This window comes from Phaeodactylibacter sp., from assembly GCF_040219495.1.
Classification (GTDB): Bacteria; Bacteroidota; Bacteroidia; order Chitinophagales; family Saprospiraceae; genus Phaeodactylibacter.
The window spans coordinates 1-20,859 of sequence record NZ_JAVJSK010000088.1 but is presented as its reverse complement, the minus strand read 5'-3'; the positions used below and the strand labels follow the sequence as shown (position 1 = coordinate 20,859).

17 protein-coding genes are annotated in these 20,859 nt (G+C 45.6%); 13 read left to right on the top strand and 4 right to left on the bottom strand.

Features of this window, described 5'->3' with window-relative positions; genetic code table 11:
• The first annotated feature begins 54 nt into the window (after positions 1 to 54).
• The 12 genes from RIC19_RS13400 to RIC19_RS13345 all read left to right on the top strand — a co-directional run bounded on the left by RIC19_RS13400 (position 55) and on the right by RIC19_RS13345 (position 14,607).
• A complete protein-coding gene (locus RIC19_RS13400) occupies positions 55 to 1,095 on the top strand; it encodes a hypothetical protein (protein ID WP_350178838.1) in 1,041 nt (346 codons plus the stop codon).
• A complete protein-coding gene (locus RIC19_RS13395; RefSeq protein ID WP_350178844.1) occupies positions 1,028 to 2,002 on the top strand; it encodes a sensor histidine kinase in 975 nt (324 codons plus the stop codon). The genes RIC19_RS13400 and RIC19_RS13395 overlap by 68 nt, the downstream gene beginning before the upstream one ends.
• Before the next feature lie 95 nt (positions 2,003 to 2,097).
• Positions 2,098 to 4,182 (top strand): YCF48-related protein, encoded by a 2,085-nt coding sequence (locus RIC19_RS13390; protein WP_350178837.1) that lies wholly within the window; start codon positions 2,098 to 2,100, stop codon positions 4,180 to 4,182.
• A 52-nt stretch (positions 4,183 to 4,234) separates the two neighbouring features.
• Positions 4,235 to 4,879, top strand: coding sequence for a response regulator (locus tag RIC19_RS13385; protein WP_350178836.1), 645 nt, complete (start codon positions 4,235 to 4,237; stop codon positions 4,877 to 4,879).
• 135 nt (positions 4,880 to 5,014) lie between these two features.
• On the top strand, positions 5,015 to 5,299 hold the full coding sequence (locus RIC19_RS13380; RefSeq protein WP_350178835.1) for a hypothetical protein: 285 nt from the start codon (positions 5,015 to 5,017) through the stop codon (positions 5,297 to 5,299).
• Entirely contained in the window at positions 5,293 to 5,703 is a 411-nt protein-coding gene (locus tag RIC19_RS13375) for a hypothetical protein (RefSeq protein ID WP_350178834.1), read from the top strand. The genes RIC19_RS13380 and RIC19_RS13375 overlap by 7 nt, the downstream gene beginning before the upstream one ends.
• A gap of 149 nt (positions 5,704 to 5,852) precedes the next feature.
• Complete coding sequence (gene creD, locus RIC19_RS13370; RefSeq protein ID WP_350178833.1) at positions 5,853 to 7,229, top strand: cell envelope integrity protein CreD; 1,377 nt, start codon at positions 5,853 to 5,855, stop codon at positions 7,227 to 7,229.
• A 38-nt stretch (positions 7,230 to 7,267) separates the two neighbouring features.
• Positions 7,268 to 7,786 carry a hypothetical protein gene (locus RIC19_RS13365; RefSeq protein WP_350178832.1) on the top strand — a complete coding sequence of 173 codons (519 nt, stop codon included), beginning with the start codon at positions 7,268 to 7,270 and terminating at the stop codon, positions 7,784 to 7,786.
• Positions 7,787 to 8,032: 246 nt separating this feature from the next.
• Entirely contained in the window at positions 8,033 to 9,493 is a 1,461-nt protein-coding gene (locus tag RIC19_RS13360) for a DUF3375 domain-containing protein (protein WP_350178830.1), read from the top strand.
• Positions 9,490 to 10,059, top strand: coding sequence for a DUF4194 domain-containing protein (locus tag RIC19_RS13355; RefSeq protein ID WP_350178829.1), 570 nt, complete (start codon positions 9,490 to 9,492; stop codon positions 10,057 to 10,059). The genes RIC19_RS13360 and RIC19_RS13355 overlap by 4 nt, the downstream gene beginning before the upstream one ends.
• A complete protein-coding gene (locus tag RIC19_RS13350) occupies positions 10,052 to 13,462 on the top strand; it encodes an ATP-binding protein (protein WP_350178828.1) in 3,411 nt (1,136 codons plus the stop codon). The genes RIC19_RS13355 and RIC19_RS13350 overlap by 8 nt, the downstream gene beginning before the upstream one ends.
• Positions 13,459 to 14,607 carry a Wadjet anti-phage system protein JetD domain-containing protein gene (locus tag RIC19_RS13345; RefSeq protein WP_350178827.1) on the top strand — a complete coding sequence of 383 codons (1,149 nt, stop codon included), beginning with the start codon at positions 13,459 to 13,461 and terminating at the stop codon, positions 14,605 to 14,607. The genes RIC19_RS13350 and RIC19_RS13345 overlap by 4 nt, the downstream gene beginning before the upstream one ends.
• 139 nt (positions 14,608 to 14,746) lie before the next feature.
• Here the strand turns inward: RIC19_RS13345 and RIC19_RS13340 are convergent, their stop codons facing one another.
• Both RIC19_RS13340 and RIC19_RS13335 read right to left on the bottom strand, forming a co-directional pair.
• Complete coding sequence (locus RIC19_RS13340; protein WP_350178826.1) at positions 14,747 to 16,621, bottom strand: monovalent cation:proton antiporter-2 (CPA2) family protein; 1,875 nt, start codon at positions 16,619 to 16,621, stop codon at positions 14,747 to 14,749.
• A 2-nt stretch (positions 16,622 to 16,623) separates the two neighbouring features.
• The gene (locus RIC19_RS13335) at positions 16,624 to 17,223 is read right to left on the bottom strand and encodes an NAD(P)H-dependent oxidoreductase (protein ID WP_350178825.1); all 600 of its coding nucleotides are present in this window, start codon (positions 17,221 to 17,223) and stop codon (positions 16,624 to 16,626) included.
• A 241-nt stretch (positions 17,224 to 17,464) separates the two neighbouring features.
• On the opposite strand from RIC19_RS13335, the gene RIC19_RS13330 reads away from it, so the two are divergent.
• Positions 17,465 to 18,496, top strand: a complete 1,032-nt coding sequence (locus RIC19_RS13330; RefSeq protein WP_350178824.1) for an OmpA family protein — start codon at positions 17,465 to 17,467, stop codon at positions 18,494 to 18,496.
• 66 nt (positions 18,497 to 18,562) lie between these two features.
• Here the strand turns inward: RIC19_RS13330 and RIC19_RS13325 are convergent, their stop codons facing one another.
• Both RIC19_RS13325 and RIC19_RS13320 read right to left on the bottom strand, forming a co-directional pair.
• Positions 18,563 to 19,546: a fasciclin domain-containing protein gene (locus RIC19_RS13325; RefSeq protein ID WP_350178823.1), complete on the bottom strand. Its 984-nt coding sequence runs from the start codon at positions 19,544 to 19,546 to the stop codon at positions 18,563 to 18,565.
• Between the two features lie 43 nt (positions 19,547 to 19,589).
• A complete protein-coding gene (locus RIC19_RS13320; protein WP_350178822.1) occupies positions 19,590 to 20,471 on the bottom strand; it encodes a hypothetical protein in 882 nt (293 codons plus the stop codon).
• Between the last annotated feature and the right edge of the window lie 388 nt (positions 20,472 to 20,859).

Below are 20,859 nucleotides of genomic sequence, written 5' to 3'. Positions count from 1 at the left end.
TTGGGCAGGTGGGGCATAAGCCCGTATCTTCAGAGGCGTAAAAATCCCAAAACTATGTGGCGCCTTTTATTGCTGCTGTTGAGCCTATCTGCCCATGTTGCTCTGTCTGCCCGTTCTTCCCTGACCGACAGTCTTCAGGCTGAACTGGCGAATGCAAAAGATGAAGCTGCACAACTGCCTGTGCTGGGTGCTTTGTGCCGGATTTATAGTGAAGAGGGGGCGGATAGTACGGTTGTCTACTGTCAGCGTGCCATCGAGGTAGCCGGAGCCTTAAAATTGCCTGCCCCTGAAGTAGCGTCTACCATCATCATTGGGCGCTGGTACCATAAGAAAAGCCAATATCAGAAAGCTTTAGCCTATTATTATCGGGCAGCGGCCCTTGGGGAACAAGCCGGCCTAACGGAACTCACGGGCAGCGTGTACACTAACCTGGCTCTCTCTCATCAACGCCTGTCGAAGCCCGACAGTGCCTATTTTTACTGGAACAAGGCGGAAGCTGCTTTTCAGGAGGCGGGCAGCCCGGCAGAACTATGGAAAGCCTACCTTGGCCTTTTTCAACTCTTCAGCGAAAAACAGGATACCGCTCAGGCCAACCGCTATGCCACCCTCGCGCATCAGCAAGTGCAGGGCAGCCCCATACGCTCAGACCGGGGGTACCTGCTCTTTCAGTTGCTGCAATACTATTTCCAAACCGGCCAGTTTGAGAAAATGGGGGAATTCCAGCAGCTTTGGGATGACTACAAGCGGGAGCAAAAGCCCGACGAAGCCCTCATGCAGCAACCGGCACATATTGCCCTTTACATGTTTGCTACGCAGGAAGAAGCCGCAGTGGAAGCCCAGTTGAAAAAGGCCATACAATACTTTGAGCAATCCGGTATTCCTTACCGTGCCGGCTGGTGCTACGAAGACCTGGCCAAGCTGTACTACAAGCAGGGCAATCGGGGGGGCTGCCGAACAGGCGATGCAGCAGGCGCTCGGTTATTACCGGGAAGCTCATGTGCCCTACCGCCGGGGCCGTGCCCTGAACATGCTCTATCAGTGGAAGAAAGAACGCGGGGCGACAGTGGAGGCCCTTGCTTATCTCGAAGCTTATGAAGCATTGGAGGACAGCCTGACCAACGTCACCGTAGAGCAAAACCTGAATGCGCTGCGGGTCAAAGCCGAAACCGAAAAAAAGGAGCAGGCGCTGCAAATCAAAGATTTGGAACTGAAACAGAAAACCCAGGAGCGCAACGCCCTGTTCATTGCAGCACTGTTGCTCGCCATCCTGGCCGTGCTGATTTTCCTGGGGCTGCGGCAGCGGCTCCTTGCCAACCGGCGCATGGCACAGCAGGAACAAGCCCTTCAGGAGCAACGCATTTTGCAACTGGAACAGGAAAACCGCCTTTCGGCTATGCAGTCTATGATTCAGGGGCAGGAACAGGAGCGTTACCGGATCGCCAACGACCTGCACGACAGCCTGGGCGGTATGATCACGGCTATACAGCGGCACGTATCCGAGCTTGCCCGGAGGGCCACGGCTCATGACGATGGCTTGGCGCAGCGTACTGTTTCTATTTCAGCCAATGCCAGTCAGGAGCTTCGGAGAATTGCGCAGAACCTTATGCCGCGGTCTCTTACCTTACTGGGGTTGGAAGGCGCAATAGAGGATCTTGCTGCTCAACTGGAAGCCCAGGGGCTCCGTTGCCAGTTTCAGACTATCGGGCTCAAAGGGCGCCTGCCGGAGGAAGTCGCGGTGACCCTGTTCCGGATCGTGCAGGAGCTCACCAATAACATCGTCAAGCATGCACAGGCCGATCAGGTACTGATGTTGCAAAGAGACGGAACCCTCTTCCTTACCGTTGAGGACGATGGACGGGGTTTTGATCTGGAGCAAGCCAGGCAACAAGCTTCCCTGGGGATGAGCAGCGTAGCCTCCCGGGTGGACTACCTAAAGGGCGATTTGGATATTGATACCGCACCGGGACAAGGAACGAGCGTGAGTATTGCAATACCGCTCTGACGCTTTTCTACTAGAATTCCGGTAGAAGCTTTCCCGCAGAAAACCATGAAACAGGCCCGAAGTAATGTTCGGACATTTGGAAAAAACCAAATGCTATGCGACAGCGCCTGATTACCTTCGTTTTATTCTTGAACTTAATCCCCCTCTTTGCCCAGGAATGGGTGAGGCAGCACCCCTTTGAAGATCTCCGCGATGTACTGGATGTAGCCATGAGCCCCGGTGGCTTTGGTGTCATGGTCGGAGAAGAGGGTTTGGCTATGGAAACCCAGGATTTTGGGGAGACCTGGGATTACATTAGCGAAAACTTCATAGGAACACAGCGGGAAGCCGCCTGCGTGCCCAATGGCGATGGCACCTACACCACCTGGATTGCAGGCAACGACCTTTGGCGCTCTGCCGATGAAGGGCAAAGTTGGGAAAAGCTGCCTGATCCGGAGGGCGTTGGCAGTACCTTTTTTATGCATGTGCTGCAGCCGGATGACCTGTTTGTGGCCAACTATGTGACCCTGCTCAAAACCGCGGATGGAGGCGGGGACTGGACCGACATTACCCCTGAAAATGTCGGCTTTATTTCCAACATCTTTTTCCTTAATAGCAACCACGGCTGGGTCGGCAACCGGGACGGGCAGCTGTTCATCACGCAGGACGGTGGTCAAACCTGGGCGCAGGTGATGGTTGCCGAGGGGCTGGAAGAATATGTAGAGCCGCTCTTTATTGACGAGCTCAATGGCTACGCCTCACTCCGGGAAGACTTCTACCGGTCCTCAGACGGCGGCTTCACCTGGGAAAAAATCGCCGATAATGCCTTTGGCAATTACACGGATGATATGATGTTCATAGATGAAGCCGGGCAGTCTATCGTTGCCACCTCTTTTGACACGGGCATTTATCAGTCCACAGATGGCGGGCAGACCTGGTCGAGGACATTAACCGGGAGCATCAATAATGGATTGTACGCCCTTCCGGATGGCCGGGCATGGATTGGCAGTAACTATCGCTCCGTTTACTATTCGCCGGAGCCGGGTGATGCCTATCAAAACCTGGTCCCGGGCCTCCGGGTCAGTTTACAGGAAATCGCATTTTGGGATATTGACTATGGCTGGGCCGTTGGCGGAAGTTCGGTGCTGAAGACCACCGATGGAGGGGAGAACTGGGAAGCGTTAAGCCTACAGGGCTTTACCACAGAAAACAGCCTTCAGCAAATTCTGGTGATTTCCGAGCAGGAAGTTTGGCTGTCGGGCAGGCGGTACGTTGTGCGGACCACCGATGGCGGAGCGACCTGGGAAGAGCTCTTTGAAATCCCAGAGGGAAATCTGGAGTATGGCCTGGAAAAAGTGGGGAACAGTATTATGGTCGTTGCGAGAGAGGGCGCCATTTACCGCACGGAGGACAATGGTGCAACCTGGGCAGAGCTGACCGTGGATGGCGTAGAGCGCCTGCGCAGCTTCGACTTTCCTGACGAACAAACCGGCTACGCAGTAGGAGGGCAGAGTACCCTGATAAAATCGACAGACGGCGGTGCCAGCTGGGCTGAAGTCCCCGCTGATTTACCGGATGGCCTGAATATCCTGGAGGTTTCCTTTACCAGTCCGGATACTGGTTGGATTGTGAATCGGGATTTGTCAGATCACCTTTGGAAAACGGTAGATGGCGGGTTGACGTGGGTGTCTAGTACGGTTTCTCAAAATATCCGTTGGAGAGGAGTACGTTTTGTGAATGACACATTGGGGTACCTTTACGGTGGGACTTCCATAGTCGGAAAGGTTTACCAAACAACGGATGCGGGGGCAACCTGGTCCAGTCTATACGAAATCAGCCTGGAAATCAATGATGTACATTTTGCCATGAATGAATCGGTCAGCAGATTATGGATAGCTGGTATAGCTGGCAATATTGAGCGTCTGGAAACAGAATTGCTTACGAACGCACCAGAAAGCTATCCGGCACAGCACCTGAACGTCGCCCCTAATCCAACTACCAGCACCCTGTTTTTACAGTTGCCCGGTCAACTCAGCACCGATGCCCGGGTTGAAGTCTACAGCGCTGCCGGACAACTGGTATCCCAGCAAATTGTTACTCCTCAGCTTTCCACTGCCGGTTGGGCACCCGGTTTGTACCTGCTGCGGCTAACCGATGGGCAGCGGTATTATCAAGCTAAAGTCATCAAAGCGCAGCCATAGGCAGCATTGGCATAAAAGGCTTACTTTAGCAGAGCAACCAAGCAACGAAACCATGATCCGGGTACTCATCGTAGACGACCATCAGCTGGTGGTAGACGGGCTGAAACTCACCCTCGCGCAAGCCGATGATTTGGAATGCGCCGGCACCGCCAATGACGGTAAGGAAGCCCTCAAGCTCCTGGAGCAGGTCGAAGCCGATGTGGTGCTGCTGGACATCAATATGGAAGGCATGAACGGTCTGGAAACCTGCCGGGCGCTGCACCACCGGTTCCCGGCCCTTGCTGTTTTAGCCTTGTCCACCCTCAAAGAAGCCAGTATGGTCAAAGCCATGCTCCGCGAAGGCGCCGCCGGCTACCTGCTCAAAAGTGCCGATACGCAGGAACTCCTCAAAGCCATCCGTAAAGTCGGGGCCGGGCAGCGCTACTACAGCCCGGAAGTAGCAGAAGCGGTCATGGACAGCCTGAGCGCCGCACCATCAAAAGAAGCCCACCCGGTACTCCCGGTACTGACCCGCCGCGAGCGGCAGGTCCTGCAACTGATTATCCACGAATACACCACCGCCGAAATCGCCGAAGAGCTGTCCATCAAGTTTGCTACGGTGGAGACCCACCGGCGCAATCTTTTGGTGAAACTGGGTGCGCGCAATACGGCCGGGCTGGTGCGGATTGGGCTGGCGTATGGGTTGGTGGAGGGGTGAGTTTGGTTTTGGAATAAGAAGTAGGTCGTCTACATCTGTGCCTCAGGAAAAATTCAGTTGGGAAATATTCCCGGATTAGTAAATCTTTTTGAGGTAATATCGTTATCTTAATGAGATTCAAAAGATGAGAAACGCATGAGTGCTGAGCAATTAAAAGAACGTTTACACCTTCGCATTGAACAGGCGGACGAGAAGCTTCTGGGGGTTTTGGCTGATATGGCAGAAAGGCTGTTTGAGGCTTATCAACCCCAGGCACTTGACCAAACTGATGTAAGCCAAGGGCAAATAGACTATTCCAAGCACTTACGCCCTTTGTCCCGTGAAGCAATGACTCAGGAAATAGGTAAGGCGATGGAAGATTATGAGAATGGGCGATATGTTACGCTGGATGAATCCAGCAAAGAAGCGGATTCATGGTAGGTAAAATATATCGTGTGGTATTTACGCGGTATGCCCAAAATCGCCGTCGGGAGGCTTATCGTTTTGAAGAGCGCATCAACGGAAAGCGCTACGCAAAGAAAATACAGCAGCACATTAGCGAAGCAACCCGGAAACTGGAAAAGCTTCCTGAAATACACCCTCTCTACGAGTACCACGATAGTAATAAGGGCTTCTCGAAAAATAAGTTTTCCAATTGGGTTTTGCTTTGGGGAGGCACAAAACCAACCATCGGGCGGGTTTTGGGACTTATCAAGGCAAAAGCTATCAGAGCAATTGGAAAACTTATTTTTGCCCCACTACTAAGGAGGTCAGGTATACCAAAGCGCTTGAATACAAGATACTATATCATATACGAATCGAAACGGATGAAGTCGTCATACTGACTATCCGTAACGATGCAGAGGATCCGGATAGAATCGCGAAGGAGCTCTGATTTTGGGTATGTCAAGGAAAACCAGGGATATTTGTCACTTAACCTGATCCCATAAGAAGAATAGATGCTATCTTGAGTAAGGAAACCAACACCGTAAACATGAGCAACCCCTCCTTCTTCGACCGCCTCAACAACTGGGCCCGCAATTCCGTCACCCTCAAGCTGCTCACCGTAGGCCTACTGGTCCTGATTTTGCTGATCCCCGCCAGTATGGTCAACTCGTTGATTATGGAGCGGGAAAACATACGCGATAATGCCGTGGAAGAGGTCAGTGCTAAGTGGGGCGGCCCGCAGACCGTAGCTGGCCCGGTGCTTTCCGTACCCTACGAGCGGGTGCTGACCAATTCGGAGGGGAAACCCGTGACCGAGCGGGGCTATGCCCATTTTCTGCCAGACACGGTGGCTTTTGAAGGGGAGCTGCTGCCCCAAAAGCGCTATCGTGGCATTTATGTGGTGGTGCTGTACAATGCGCAGCTTGCTGTCCGGGGCCATTTCTCTGGCTTGCGGGCAGATGCACTGTCGGTACCGGAAGAAAGCCTGCAGTGGGAAGAAGCCATATTCACCATCGGCATCAGCGATATGAAGGGCGTGGAGGCGGCCATCGCGGTGCAATTCAATGATACGACGCTGCAGCTCGGTCCTGGGACGATCACCAATGACATCTACAGTTCCGGGGCAAGTGTGCCTTTTCCCCTGCCTCAGGGGGGCGGCAGCAACATTAGCTTTGCCTACGACCTTAACCTCAATGGCAGTACCGATCTGCACTTTACGCCTTTCGGCAAAACGACTACCGTACAGCTGGCTTCCAACTGGACGGCTCCGAGCTTCGAAGGTGCCTTCCTGCCCGATGAGCGGGTGGTCAGCGATAGTGGTTTTACCGCCACCTGGCAGGTGCTGCAACTCAACCGCAACTACCCGCAGCAGGGCGTAGGCGCATTCCTGCAGGGTAGCGTACAGGACAATGCCTACTACGGCTCCGATCCGGTCCGCCGCTCGGTCAGCACCTTCGGACTGAAACTCCTCCTGCCCATCGATGAATACCAGAAGACCCTGCGGTCGGCTAAGTACGCCATCTATTTCATCTTGCTCACTTTCCTGACCTTCTTCTTCATCGAAATCCTCAACCGTAAGCGGCTGCATCCCATTCAGTACCTGCTCGTGGGAGCGGGCATTGTGCTGTTTTACATCCTGCTGTTGTCCTTCTCCGAGCACCTCAGCTTTGATACCGCTTACTGGATCGCCTGTGCCGCCATCTTACTGCTGATCACTGTTTACAGTTACTTTATGCTGCGCAACCGCAAGCTGACCGTCATGGTCTTTGGCATCCTGGCTATCCTGTATGGCTTTTTCTACTCCATCCTGCAGTTGCAAGACTATGCGCTGCTGATGGGTAGCCTCGGGCTGCTGCTGATCCTCGCTGCGATTATGTACCTGACGCGGAATGTGGATTGGTATGGGCTGAAGCGGGAGGAGTGAGCTTGGGTGCAGTAAGCCTGATTCAAAAACACCGACAGATGAAATACGAAGCAATATACCAAAGGCTCAAGAAAAAATACACCGACGAGGAAATCGCCGAGTCCATGTTGGTCCCCGCTGACTTGACCTCAGAGGAAGAAAAGCAAATGGCAGAAGAAATGAAAGCCATCCGACTCCAGCGGCTCAGAGAAGTGACGGATCAAGACCGAATCCTGGCAGATGTGATGCGGCTCCGGTTTCAAATGGAGCGCTATATCAATACCGATGTATTTTCTTTTGACAAGTACCTGGAAGAGTATATTCGAAGTTTAAATAAGCCGCGGAAGGACTTGGCAGAAGGCCTATCCATCCATTACACAAAATTAAGCAGGGTCATTAATGACAAAGAAGAACCGAATATAGAATTGGCTTACCGTCTGGAAAAACACTCGGGTCTCTTGATAAATGCAAAACTGTGGTGGAAATTGATGATCAAAAAGCAGGGATTCATCATTTTCCGGGATGAAGAGACACGTGCGGAAGAGCAAAGGAAAGTGCGCAATGCCTTGAGGGCTTGAAGGGATGGAAAACCCTGAGATGTTGTTGTCCCTGTTTCGCAATTTAAGAGCGTGTTGGGACTTTTGTCTTCTAGTCGAAAACTGATAGTTTTCAGAAAAGAGGTGAAAACTGTAATTTAGCATTGGTTGTGCTGCAAACAAAAAGAATCCAACGCTCCAACAGGTACATTTGGTTTTGCCAATACGCTAAGCCAATGCTGAAGAACTAAAGGAGTCTGTTATTTGCCAGAATAGAACAGAGTGTATATGAATGAGAACTCAAAAATATTAGAATCGCTAAACATCTCACCAAGTGTAGAACTTCTGCGTTTGAGAAATCGAGAAATGATTATTGAGTTTCTTACAGATACTTTTTCAAGTGGACAAAGTACAATTTCATCAGATAGTATTCATATGCGATTAGCGGATTACCTGGAATACAAACAAGTCGAGAATGATGAGGACAGCGAAATCGACGTTTTTGATACTTACGAGGAGAAATCGAAAAAATACATTCAAGTTTGGACAAACAAAGGCTTTCTAGCCAATTATCCTGATGAACAAGGAGAGGTTTTTTATGAACTTTCAGCTCATTCGACCAAAACTATAGACTGGTTAGCAAGTTTGAAGAAGGAAGAGTTTGTTGGGACTGAATCAAAATTTAACAATATTTTCAATCAATTGAAAGAATTGGTTGAGTTTACCAATGAAGACGCTGGAAAACGTATTCAATTGTTAGAGGAGAAAAAATTAGAAATTGAACAGCAAATTCAGAGAATAAATATTGGAGAAGATATAAAAGTGTTTGAAGAATTTGAAATCGTTCCGCGTTTCAATCAACTGAATCAATCAGCCAAAGAATTATTGTCTGATTTTAAAGAAGTTGAAGACAATTTCAAAGAAATTACTAAGGGGATTTATCAAAAACATGCTGATGGAAGTTTGACCAAAAGTGATATTTTGGAATTCACTTTTGATGCTTTAGATGAACTGAAAAATAGTCAACAAGGAAAAAGCTTTTACGCATTTTGGTCATTCATTTTAAACCCTGAATTGCAAAACAGATGGGAATTTCTAACCAAGGAATTGTATAAGACTTTAGAAGAAAAATCAATTCCTGTAAATGACCCATTTTTAAAAGTGATGAAAAGATATCTTCACAATTCAGGTCAAAAGGTTTACAAGGCTAACGATAAAATGGCTGAAAAACTAAGCCGTATCATTCGCGAAAGCGAAAGTTCAAAATCGGAAGCCACCAAAGCCGTCATTCAAGAAATAAAGAAGCAGCTTGTAGAAATAAGTAAAGCCAAGATTAAACCCGAAATTTCTTTTGAACTAGAAACTGAAATTGAAATCAACATTCCATTTGAACGCAAATTAACGACAGAACAAAACGAAGAAGTTACATATAAAAGTAGACCACAAATTGCAGACGAGGACATTGCTTCTTCAACTCAATTGGATAAGCTATTCTCGCAATCAAACATTGACAAAGCGTTATTGCGAAAAAGAATTAAAGACATATTGAATGAAAAACCGCAAACCACGCTTTTAGAAATCGTTGAATTTTACGGAGGACTTGAAAAAGGTCTACCCGAATTATTTGGATATATGGGCATTTTTAAAGATTTTAAACATACAATCAGTCCGGATAAAACACAAAGTATCGTGTTCGATTTTGAAAACAATAAACAAATACGAATCCCTGAAATCATTTTCACTAAATGAACACTGAAGAACAAAATACAACACCATACAGTAAAGCAATTGTAAAGTTGCTGAAGGGCGTCGTCGAACGTTCTTCAAACGTTTGGGACGACATAATCAATTACCAATCCGACATCCAAGATTATATTAGTAAAATTGGATTAGAACTTATTGTAAAAAAAGACGATGGCTTTGCTTTCGTAAAACAATTTGAAGATAACGAAGGAAAAACACTTGGGTTAGTTCAAAGACGACAAATTGGCTTTGAAACATCTATTGTACTTGTGGTTTTGAGGCAAAGTTTAGAAGAATTTGACAGTAACCCCACCCAGTTGGCTGCGGAGAAATTCATTACGGATACTGAAATAAAAGATGAATTAGAACTCTTTTTACAAGAAGGCTACAACAAACTGAAATTTCAAAAAAATTTGGACAGCTACATTAAAAGAGTTGTTGAACTAGGCTATCTCAAAGAAATCAGCAAGAAAGATAACGAAACCAAATATCAGATACACCGGATTATCAAGGAAAAAGTAACGCCTGATATATTAAAAGAATTCAAAACAAAGTTACAAGAGTATGTTTAGTCTGTTTAGTACCAGTGCAGATAAAGCGGGTTTCAGACTTCAATATATGGAAGTTTATAACTGGGGAACCTTTGATAAAAATATTTTCAGAATAGCCCCCCTAGGGAATAATTCTCTTTTAACGGGTGCGAACGCTTCAGGAAAAAGCACCTATATTGATGCTTTATTGACTTTGATAGTTCCTGCAAAAAGAGACCGTTTTTACAATCAATCTTCGGGCGTTGAAAAAAAAGGCGATCGCACTGAAGAAACTTATGTCTTGGGGCATTATGGAAATATCCAAGAAGAAGGAAAAACTTCTACTTCCACACAAAAATTGCGAGATAAAAGCAATTATTCTGTAATCCTTGCTCATTTTAACAATACGGATGAAAAGAAAATTACATTATTTCAAGTCCGGTGGTTTTCTAATAACGAATTAAGAAGGCAATTCGGTATTGCTCATATTCCGCTTGAAATAGAAAAAGATTTCAGTCAGTTTGACGGCAAAGGAAATTGGAAAAAGCGGTTGGATAAAATCTATAATGCGAATACGTCCAAACGGAAAATTGAATTTATGGACGGTCCAACTGCTTATGCAGAACGAATGTCAAATCTCTTCGGAATGCGTTCAGTACAGGCATTGAGTTTATTCAATCAAGTCGTCGGGGTGAAAGTTTTGGAAGATTTAGATGAGTTCGTCAGGACTAATATGTTGGAAGAATACACAGAGAATGGTAAAAATTCAGAAGAAGCGTTTATTGAATTAAAAGAGAGCTTTCTGACATTAATGGATGCAAAAACCAACATTGAAAAAGCCAAAGAACAAATCAAACAGCTTACACCAATTAATGAAATTGCTAACAAACTGGAGGAAATTCAAGAAAAATTGAAACATTGGGAGCATTCAAAAGAAACGGCTGTTTATTGGTTTGCCCAAAAAGGTGCTGAGTTGGGTGAAAAAGAATTAGAAAAATGTAAAGCAGAACTGCAAAAATTGAATGATGAGTTAGCCGAGTTAAGAGAGAAAGAAACTGATTTCAAAAACCAGGAGACAGATTTGACAGTTCAGATAAAATCTGACGAAGTTGGTAATCAAATTGAAAAACTGAAAACAGAAATTTCAAGATTAGAAAAAAGTAAAACTTTAAGAAGTGGCAAGCTTGAAGATTATAACAGCATCGCTCAAAAACTTAAGTTACATACTAATCCAAGCAAAGAAACCTTTATTGAAGACCGTGAAAAGGCGAAACAGTTAAAACAAAGAACACAGCAAAATATTGATGATGAAAGTGAAAATCTTCGAGCGTTAAAAAATAAAGAAGATGAGCTAACCGAATCGGTCAACGAATTAGTAAACACCATTCAAACGCTTCAAAAAAACAAAAATAATATTCCTGTAAATGAGGCTAGGATTCGTGATGAACTTATTGAAAACATTGGAGCAACAAAAGAAGAAATCCCATTTATTGGCGAATTGATTAAAGTAAAGGAAGATGAATTAGCGTGGGAATTATCTGTTGAAAAAGTGCTTCACAATCTTGCTTTGCGTTTGATTGTTCCATCAAAGTACTATTCAAAAGTAAATCAGTATGTGAATAACAATAATTTGAGAGGTAGAATTCGATACGACAAGTACGAACAACAGGATTATCTCAAAAGAATTCGACATAAGGATATAAACGAAAATTCCTTAGTCAATAAAATTGAAATAAAACCCAAAACGCAGTATGATGAATGGATTGAGAATTATTTGGAAGCTCAATTCAATTTTACTTGTGTGGATAATCTTTCAGAATTTGAACGCCATTCAGAAATGGCAATTACGCAAAACGGTCTAATAAAATCTAGAAAAGGAAAACACGAAAAAGACGACCGTCCACATATTTCTAGAAAAGAAAACTATGTTTTGGGTTGGGATAATAAAGAGAAAATTGCGGCATTAAAGAAAGAATTGGGCAATCTGCAAAACCAACAAACCGAAAACAAAAAGGCGATTGCAAGTAAAAAATCGGAAATAGCAAATTTAGGAACATTCAAAGATGAGTGCCAATATCTGTTTTCAAAGTTTGATAAGTATGATGATATAGATTGGCAATCTTATGCCCGTGATATACAAGAAAAGACGGAACAGAAAGAAGCGTTGGAAAAAGCAAATGACAGAGTTAAGAAATTGCAAGAGCAGTTGAAAAATGTGCAGGATACGTTGAAGCAACTTTCGGAAGTTGAGATTAAAAATAAAGACAGGGAGATTTTTCAAACAGAAGAAAGGCAAAAACAAATTGATTTATCTGTAGTTAGCAACAAAGCCATTTTTGAGTCTTTCGGAAATATTGACACATCAGCGTTTGAAAGTCAAAACCCCAATTTGTTGAGCATTGAGTATGTGAATTTTGAAGCAAGTCGTAAAAATTTTCAAGACGAAAATTCAAGAGAAATATCAGAGCTAAACATACAAAAGCAACAAAATGAGCGGGAAGTCAGCGTAAAAATAAATGCCTTTAAACAGCCGACTGAAATTATTATCAGCAAATACAAAGACTGGCGTTCTGATGTAAATGCTTTGCCCGAATCAACTCACTTAGAATTTATCAGCGAGTACCAAAAGTTTTTGGAAAGGTTAGAAAAGGATAATCTTCCAAAATTTGAAAAAAAATTTAATGATTATTTGCAGGAAACCATCACCAATAAAGTTGGTGACTTTAGAATGTTCTTTGAAAACTGGTCAGATACAATAAAGGAAAACATTAGGCATCTGAACGATTCGTTAAAAGCTATTGATTTTAAAAACAGCCCTAAGACCTATATCCAACTTGTTGCACCGAATAAAATTAATGATGAAATAAAAGAATTTAGAAGACTTTTGGAAGAAGCCGTTCCTAATGTTTATCAAATGGAGAAAACAATTGAAGGAAGAGAGTATCACTTCAACAATCACATTCACCCATTTATAGAAAAGTTAGATAATGTAGATTGGAGAAAGAAGGTTATGGACGTTCGTTCGTGGTTCAACTACAAAGCCGAAGAGTTTTACAAAGAAACTAATCAGAAATTCAAAACTTATGAGGCAATGGGACAACTTTCTGGTGGAGAGAAAGCACAACTTACTTATACAATTTTAGGCTCTGCAATTGCTTATCAATTTGGTTTGACTAAAGAAGGATTACAAAGTAATTCATTCCGATTCATTGCTATTGACGAAGCCTTCAAGGCACAGGATGAAGACAAAGCAAGATATTTAGTTACGCTTTGTAAGCAACTTCATTTACAATTATTAGTGGTTACGCCAAGCGATAACATACACATTGTAGAAAACGATATTTCATTTGTTCACTTTGTAGAACGTAAGGAAGAAAGGCATTCTTGGTTATACGATATGCCTATTGAACAATTTCAGGAACAAAAATCCAACTATGTGCAATGATTACACCTCAGGAAATAAAGAAAAAAGCAGAAAGGAAATATGTTTCCTTTCTTCGATCTTTAGTTGACAATAAGCCCTTTGAAAAATTGGTAATTCGTGGAGACAAGTCATACACTAAAACATCATTCCATCAATTTGAAAAAGAAATACAGCTGATTATCAGTCAATCAAAGGAAAAAACAGGTTTTGGTTACACAGTAGAATTTCAAAATGTAAAAACAAAATCCTTAGGTCTTCAAGCCTTACCAACCTTAATATATTTTGAAACCGAAATTGACTTTTTGAAGTTTTTAGGTCGAGAAAATGAAGTTGAGCTATTCTGCAAGAGTATCAAATGCATCCTTGAAACATTTCCAGACTTAAAAGATTGGTTAATTAAAAATCCCTTGAAGGTAATTGCTAACCAATCCGAATGGGAAAGTATTTTGAAAGTATGTAAGTATTTCAAGAAAAATCCCAAACCAAACTTGTATATAAGAGAATTACCTATAAAGGTTCACACAAAGTTTTTGGAGAAAAATCAAGCTGTAGTCAGAGAGTTACTCGATATTCTTATTTCAGAACATGTCAAAGCAGACGACAAAGTATTTGAGAAAAGATTTAACTTAAAATATGCTGAACCACAAATTCGGTTTAAAGTGCTTGACAAAGAGATTACTCAAAGGTTCTTCTCTGGAATAGATGATCTGGCTATTCCAGTTAGTCAATTTGAAGTGATGGACTTGCCAATAAGAAAAGTATTAGTTGTAGAAAACAAAACAACTCTTTACACTACACTAACTCTTCCTAAAATGAACGATACGATTGCAATATTTGGTAGTGGATACAGTGTTCTCAATTTGAAAAATGTGGAATGGTTCAACGGAATTGACTTATACTATTGGGGTGATATAGATGTTCAAGGCTTTGAAATCCTATCACAATTCAGAGGCTACTTTCCTCATTCGAAGAGTGTTTTGATGGACAAGCATACCTTTGATAAGTATTTTGAAAACGATAACGGGACACCAACAAAAATTTCAACAAAGCTTAACTTGACAAACAATGAACAAGAACTATACGATAAACTGAAAGAGAACAACTGGCGACTAGAACAAGAAAAAATCCCGTTTGAATACGTGAACAGCTATTTTGATAATGAATGAGCGAATCCTTCACATCCACACACCACCTCTACTGGTTCAAACATGGAACCGTTTACCAAAATACTGAAATGGTCTAAGTGGTAGTAGCTCAAAGTTCATGACCTGATAATGGGTCTGCGACAGGCATAAAAAACACCCTCTACGACTTCGCCATCCGCATCTGCTCACTATCCCACATATGGTCATCTTCAAAAAGGCCTCTTTTCCGGTCTTCTTCGAGCAGTTTTTCCTGGGCGGCAATCTCTTCCCTGGCCTTGAAAATGTAGGCCTCTTCCTCTCTGGGCTGCGCTGCTAATCTTCTCAGGCTGGCTTCGTCAGATTGAATGAATTGCTGTGCCTGCCGGTGAAGGGTGTACTTTCTGAAGCCCATCGCACCGAGTACGTCAGTAGCGAGTTTGACAGAGGTGTCTAGTGTTTCCCTATAGATATGTTCTACGCCCATATTCAGTAATCCATAGGCTTCATACCGGTTTTTGGCGCGTATCATCAGTTGGACTTGTGGGTACTTTTCTTTCACTTGTTTTACCAGATCAGCAGTGACCTCAGGGCTGCCAATCGTTGAAATCAGGATATCCGCTTCGGCAATCCCTGCCGATTCCAGGAGGTCCATCCGTGACGCATCGCCATAAAATACTTTGAATCCCATTTTTCTCGAAAAATCTACCCGGTTGGAATCGAAGTCAAGGACGGTGGGTTCCACCCCAAAAGCCCTCAGAAACCGCCCCACGGTGGTACCGAAATGCCCAAAGCCCACCAGAATAACCTTGCTGGTTTTTTCCACCTCATCCATAGGCCGGCTGACTGATTCCTTGGTGCCAAAGTGGGGCAGGACAAAGCGTTCATTCAGAATCGCAAGAATAGGCGTGAGGGTCATGGATATAGCGGTGACCACCAGCATCATATCGGTCACAGCTCTGTCCAGGATTTCCAATTGGAAGGCAAAGGAGAACAAAACAAAAGCAAATTCACCAATCTGCGCCAGGCTAACGGTCATCAGCAGCCGCTGGTCCAGTTTTAATTTGAAAATAGCGCCCACAATAAAGAGTACCAATGCTTTCAGGAGAATAATCCCGATCACCAGCCCACTGATCATCAACGGATTCTCCCCGATGACAACAAAGTTGATAGAGGCACCAATGGCCATAAAGAACAGCCCCAACAGCAAATCTTTGAAGGGCTCCAGCGTACTTTCCAGTTCGTGTTTGAACTCGCTGGTGGCCAAAACAACGCCGCCCAGGAAAGCGCCTAATGCCGGACTCAGCCCTGCCAGTTCCATTAAAAAGGAAATGGTAAGCACGATGAGAAAAGCAGAGGCGATCAGCAATTCTCTTACGCCGGTCCTGGCAACGAGCCTGAGCATAGGAACAAACAGATAGCGCCCGGCAAGGACCACTAGCGCTACGGAGGCGATAATGGCAACCGTCTGTAAGCCTAAAGGCAGATTTTCCAATAAGTTAGCACTGCCATGGTGGTCATCCGATGCAGCGCTGTGGGTGGCAGTCGACAATAACGGCAGCATACCCAGCATGAAAATGACAATGATATCCTGAAACAGCAAAATGGAAAAAGAAGCTGTTCCGGAGGTGGTATTCATCAAGCCTTTTTCCTTCAAAGTCTGAAGCACAATGGCCGTAGAGGATAATGCCACAGCCATGGAGATGGCCAATGCCACCTGCCAGTCATATCCCATTAAAGTGAAAAGTAAATGCGAAAGGGTCATCGTCAAAGCGACCTGCAAGCCGCCCATGCCGATGATGGTCTTTCGCATATTCCAAAAGTTCCGGGGCTCAATTTCCAGCCCGATCAGGAAGAGCATCATGACGACACCAAATTCGGCAAAGTGGAGAATGTCTTCTCCTTCCTCGCCCACAAAGCCCAGCAGGAAAGGGCCGATCAAAATACCAGCCAGTAAGTACCCTAGCACGGCACTCAGGCCAAACCGTTTGGCAATTGGCACACAAACGACCGCTCCGGCCAAAAAGACAATCGCTTGGAGAAGAATACTTCCGGTCATGATCAATTGAGGTTGCTGAGTTCAGGAATATCGGTTTGGAATACGCAGTTTTTTAAGCTTTGTAAGGATTTACCCTCCTGTAGATAGTCTATAACTTGCCGGTACTGCCAGGCAAACTTCTCCAGGTCCTCCGGTTTGAGCCGGTGTGTGCCCATTACCGCAAAAGGCGAAAGATATTTCATCTGGCAGAGACGTGCTGTTTGCTCAAAGGGGCGCAGGAATTCATTAATAGAGTAGAGGTTCCGCCCTTCTGAACAGTACACTTTGGCCGTACCTCCTGTCGTAATAATTTGCAGGCACTGTTTCCCAGCCAGAGCATTGCCCTGTGGCCCGTATGCCCAGCCGTATTCCAGCACCAGGTCAATCCACTGTTTCATCAAGGGTGGGCAGCTGTACCAGTAGAACGGATGGTGCCAGACGACAACATCGTGTTGAACAAGCAAATTCTTTTCATACGGGATGTCAATATGAAAGCCAGGATATCGCTCATACAGATCGTGGAAGGTGACGCCCTCCATGCCTTGTATGTTTTGAATGAGTGCCTTGTTGGTCCTCGATTGCTCAAACCTGGGGTGAGCGAACAGGATGAGTATCTTTTTCATTGAGGGACAGGTTTACTATTACTCGGTTCTAAACGCAGTTTAGAAATCCGTTTCAGAATAATAGGAAAAATAATGGGAAATACTTCGCAGCAGGACTCGTTTTATGACTTGACCTTACCCTGCGCATAACGCCGATACCATGTCAGGGAATATGCAAATAACTAACAACGCGGGATCTGTTCTGGTTGCTTTGCCTTGTTACGGGAGTAGATATTCAATAACACTTACAAAAGCCTTAAAGATGAAATGGACAATCCTTCCGGCTCTATTCTTCTACGGTATTACATCCGGTCAAAACTTGGTTCCTAACCCGGGCTTTGAGACTGTTAAAGATACTATCCATGGCTTCACTGAGAACAATACTGATTTCACCAGTAAAATCGAAGCCTGGACGACTCCCAATACAGCCTCTCCGGATTTGATTACACCTGACTTTTATGAGCGTTACATCAAGCCAGCAGCTCCACACTCAGGCAAAAATATGGCGGGTATTCAGGCTAAGGCAGAATGGGCGGAGTACCTGGGCATCGCCTTATCAGAAAAACTGATTCCTAACAGGACCTACTATGCCTCGTTTTGGATCCGAAGAGCTTTTTGCATCAACCCCCAAATGAATATTGACCAGGTGATGAATACAAAATTTGGGATACTGTTTTCACCGGTTTCCATAAAAACGGCTACCGGGGATATGCTATCCGGCAGCCCTCAGGTTGCTGTAGATAGCCTGCTCATGGTCACTGATCAGGAATGGATGAAGATATCAGGCTACTTTACCCCAAAGGAAAAGCATAAATACCTGTACATCGGCCAGTTTTGCGAGGAGGGGCAGAAGGCCGAAATTATGGGTGGGTACTACGTTATTGATGACGTATTGGTTGAAGCGGTGACAGGCTATGGTACATTTGATAAAAACAAGCCGCTTCCGGTCGGGAGCATTATCCCGTTGAGCCAGATCAACTTCGTAACAGGGACAACTGAGCTGAGCGATGAGGAATCTTATACGCTCCTGTCAGACTTTGCAGCCTATCTCAAACAAAACCCATCTGTGAAAATCCGTATAAATGGCCATACTGATTCGGTGGGCAGTGCGCGATCCAATTTACAACTGTCCAAAACACGGGCAAAATTCATCGCCGGGCACCTCATCGCGTATGGGATAGATAAGAGCAGGATCACTTCGAAAGGTTTCGGAGCAGAGCAGCCGGTTGCGGACAATCAGACTCCAACTGGCAGAGCAAAGAACAGGAGAGTAGAGTTTGAGATTATGCGATAAAAAAACTTGCCTGCCCGGCAAACTTGCAGGGCAGACAGGTTCTGTAAATTTTAGATCAGTACCAGGTTAAGGCAACAGCACCCGGTCAATCATGTGGACGACGCCGTTGACCGTATGCACATCCGGGATGACCATATTGGCCGTTTGGGCGTTGCCGTTGCCCTGTACCGTGAGTACACCATCATTGAAAGCGCCAATGCTTAGTGGGCTGCCTCCGAGTGGGCTGACCATGCCCTCATTCATCTCGGGGGTGAATTTTCCACCATCAGCAACCACATGATTGAGCAGCACTGCCGTCACTGTTTCCTTTGGTAATTTCCGAATATCTTCCGGCTGTTCAAGTGGCACGCCCAGGTCTTCGCCCAGTTGGCGAAAGGCTGCATCAGAAGGGGCAAATACCGTGAAGGATGGGCTGCCTTCCGAAGCGGTCAGCGCCTCCGCCAGTTCAGCATAGACAACCGCCTCCACCAGAAAGGAAAGTTCCTGTGTCCTGAAAACCTGTGAACTGGCAAGGGCAATGGCAGATTGCACAATATCAGCACCGGTGGCCAGGAGCACCTTGTCAATGACGTGTACCGTGCCATTTTCAGCCTGGACATCGGTTGCCAAAATACGTGATCCGTTGATATAGAGGTCTCCGCCACGGCTGATGAACCGCCGGTCTGGTCCCAGCAATGAGCCAGACATCATGTCTTCTTCCACACTGCTGCCAGGGAGGTCGCCATCAGAAACATGGTAGAGCAAAGTATTGGTCAAAAAGCCTTTGTCCAGCAGCCTGAAGTCAGCCTCAGCAGCAAACCCCAGCCTGCCAAAGGCGTCGTTAGTAGGTGCAAAAACGGTATAACTGCCTGACAGGTCATTGGGGTTAGGATTAGAAAGCGTGACGGCCACCCCGCCCTGAACAGCGGCACCTTCGAGCAGGCTGAAATCAGAATTCGTTACTGCAATGGCTGCAATGGAAGGATTAGCAGGCTCGTCCTTTTCGCAACTGGAAAAACCGATAAGTATGAAGGCCGCAATCGCGGTAGTGATCAATTTGTTGATAAACATAGTTATATGGTGTTAATAATGAAAAAGTGGGATGAAGTGAGGATTAGAAACTGTAGGTTACTGCACCGGAGAACCCGGTCGCCTCGCCAACGTTACGCCCGTTAAGGTAGCGGCTTGCACTGACCGACACACCGAATCCACTGGCTATTGGGGCGAAAAGCGTGATGCCTGCCCGGGAAAAGCTGACATCCGTAGCCGGGAAAAAGCCATTGAAGCCCTCGCCCAAAATATTGACGCCGCCAGTCGAAACCTGTCCGGCGTACCAGGCATCTACGTAGAATTTAGCACCAGCATAGCCAGCCCTTATTTCTCCCAGGACTGCGTTAGGCACTTCTCCACTGCGCAGGCTGTAGCCGGCCTGAGTGGTCAGGAAGACGCCGGAAGCAGTACGAAACTGCGCCATGGCCAATCCATTAAAACTAGTTGCCCGGTTGCCAATAGCCAGTATGGATTGCAGGCCCTCATCTACTTCATACCCTCCCAGTGGAGTGCTGATGCCGCCGCCCAGCATGAAATTCAGGCTATGGTCGCCCATATCCAGGCTCAATGGGTTGTAGCGTACAAAAAGGGATAAGTCCTGAATACCACTGCGGTTGTTTTCAAACCCCAGCTCGTCAAGTACGCCCTGGGAAGCATTACCCGTGGCGCTGATGTGGGGCAGCGCAGCCACTACGTCCAGGCGGTCGCTGATCCCATAAGTACCGAAGAGAGAAACACTGTTGACCTCTACCTCGTTAAAGACTGGCACCCCCTCAGCATCGGCAGGTACTAAAAATACATTGTCGTAGCTTTCGGCAGTATAGGAAAGGGCAACAGTACCCTTGCCTTTGCCGTTCATAAAGCTGCCCAGCAAGCTCTGGGCTGTCGCAGCAGCGCTCCATAGCAGGAACGCAAAAATGACTGAAAAACGGAAAAGATTCATCATTGTGAGTATTAAGGCAAAGAAAAATCCGCTTGCGTTGCAGGTAAGGCCGCCCGGCAAGTACTATTCTTCGCACGTTCTGAAAAGTTGTTAATTGATGTACACTTTCAGTTACGAAGCCCTGGGTTGTTCCGGTTGGTCAAATGGCATTAAAAATCCAGCAAAGTCGAAAGTGATTCCAGATTTCAAAATGACAAGAGTATAAAAAAGGAGATCTTTTATTAGAGTTTATTAACGCAAATTTTGTGTGTCTCTGAATGGTCTTTTTCACCAGCTCTGCATCTCGTCCTCACCTTCGTAGCTACACGAAGAAAGGGAATTAAAGGGCTCCCTTTCTGAAGTCGAGGTTCCGGGCGTTCTCCCGCTATTTTGGCGGGACAGGTCTTGATCT

Excerpts from the sequence above, each read along its gene's own strand:
- RIC19_RS13400 (WP_350178838.1), top strand. The coding sequence starts at position 55 with ATGTGGCGCCTTTTATTGCTGCTGTTGAGCCTATCTGCCCATGTTGCT.
- RIC19_RS13395 (WP_350178844.1), top strand. The coding sequence starts at position 1,028 with ATGCTCTATCAGTGGAAGAAAGAACGCGGGGCGACAGTGGAGGCCCTT.
- RIC19_RS13390 (WP_350178837.1), top strand. The coding sequence starts at position 2,098 with ATGCGACAGCGCCTGATTACCTTCGTTTTATTCTTGAACTTAATCCCC.
- RIC19_RS13385 (WP_350178836.1), top strand. The coding sequence starts at position 4,235 with ATGATCCGGGTACTCATCGTAGACGACCATCAGCTGGTGGTAGACGGG.
- RIC19_RS13380 (WP_350178835.1), top strand. The coding sequence starts at position 5,015 with ATGAGTGCTGAGCAATTAAAAGAACGTTTACACCTTCGCATTGAACAG.
- RIC19_RS13375 (WP_350178834.1), top strand. The coding sequence starts at position 5,293 with ATGGTAGGTAAAATATATCGTGTGGTATTTACGCGGTATGCCCAAAAT.
- creD (WP_350178833.1), top strand. The coding sequence starts at position 5,853 with ATGAGCAACCCCTCCTTCTTCGACCGCCTCAACAACTGGGCCCGCAAT.
- RIC19_RS13365 (WP_350178832.1), top strand. The coding sequence starts at position 7,268 with ATGAAATACGAAGCAATATACCAAAGGCTCAAGAAAAAATACACCGAC.
- RIC19_RS13360 (WP_350178830.1), top strand. The coding sequence starts at position 8,033 with ATGAATGAGAACTCAAAAATATTAGAATCGCTAAACATCTCACCAAGT.
- RIC19_RS13355 (WP_350178829.1), top strand. The coding sequence starts at position 9,490 with ATGAACACTGAAGAACAAAATACAACACCATACAGTAAAGCAATTGTA.
- RIC19_RS13350 (WP_350178828.1), top strand. The coding sequence starts at position 10,052 with ATGTTTAGTCTGTTTAGTACCAGTGCAGATAAAGCGGGTTTCAGACTT.
- RIC19_RS13345 (WP_350178827.1), top strand. The coding sequence starts at position 13,459 with ATGATTACACCTCAGGAAATAAAGAAAAAAGCAGAAAGGAAATATGTT.
- RIC19_RS13340 (WP_350178826.1), bottom strand. The coding sequence starts at position 16,621 with ATGACCGGAAGTATTCTTCTCCAAGCGATTGTCTTTTTGGCCGGAGCG.
- RIC19_RS13335 (WP_350178825.1), bottom strand. The coding sequence starts at position 17,223 with ATGAAAAAGATACTCATCCTGTTCGCTCACCCCAGGTTTGAGCAATCG.
- RIC19_RS13330 (WP_350178824.1), top strand. The coding sequence starts at position 17,465 with ATGAAATGGACAATCCTTCCGGCTCTATTCTTCTACGGTATTACATCC.
- RIC19_RS13325 (WP_350178823.1), bottom strand. The coding sequence starts at position 19,546 with ATGTTTATCAACAAATTGATCACTACCGCGATTGCGGCCTTCATACTT.
- RIC19_RS13320 (WP_350178822.1), bottom strand. The coding sequence starts at position 20,471 with ATGATGAATCTTTTCCGTTTTTCAGTCATTTTTGCGTTCCTGCTATGG.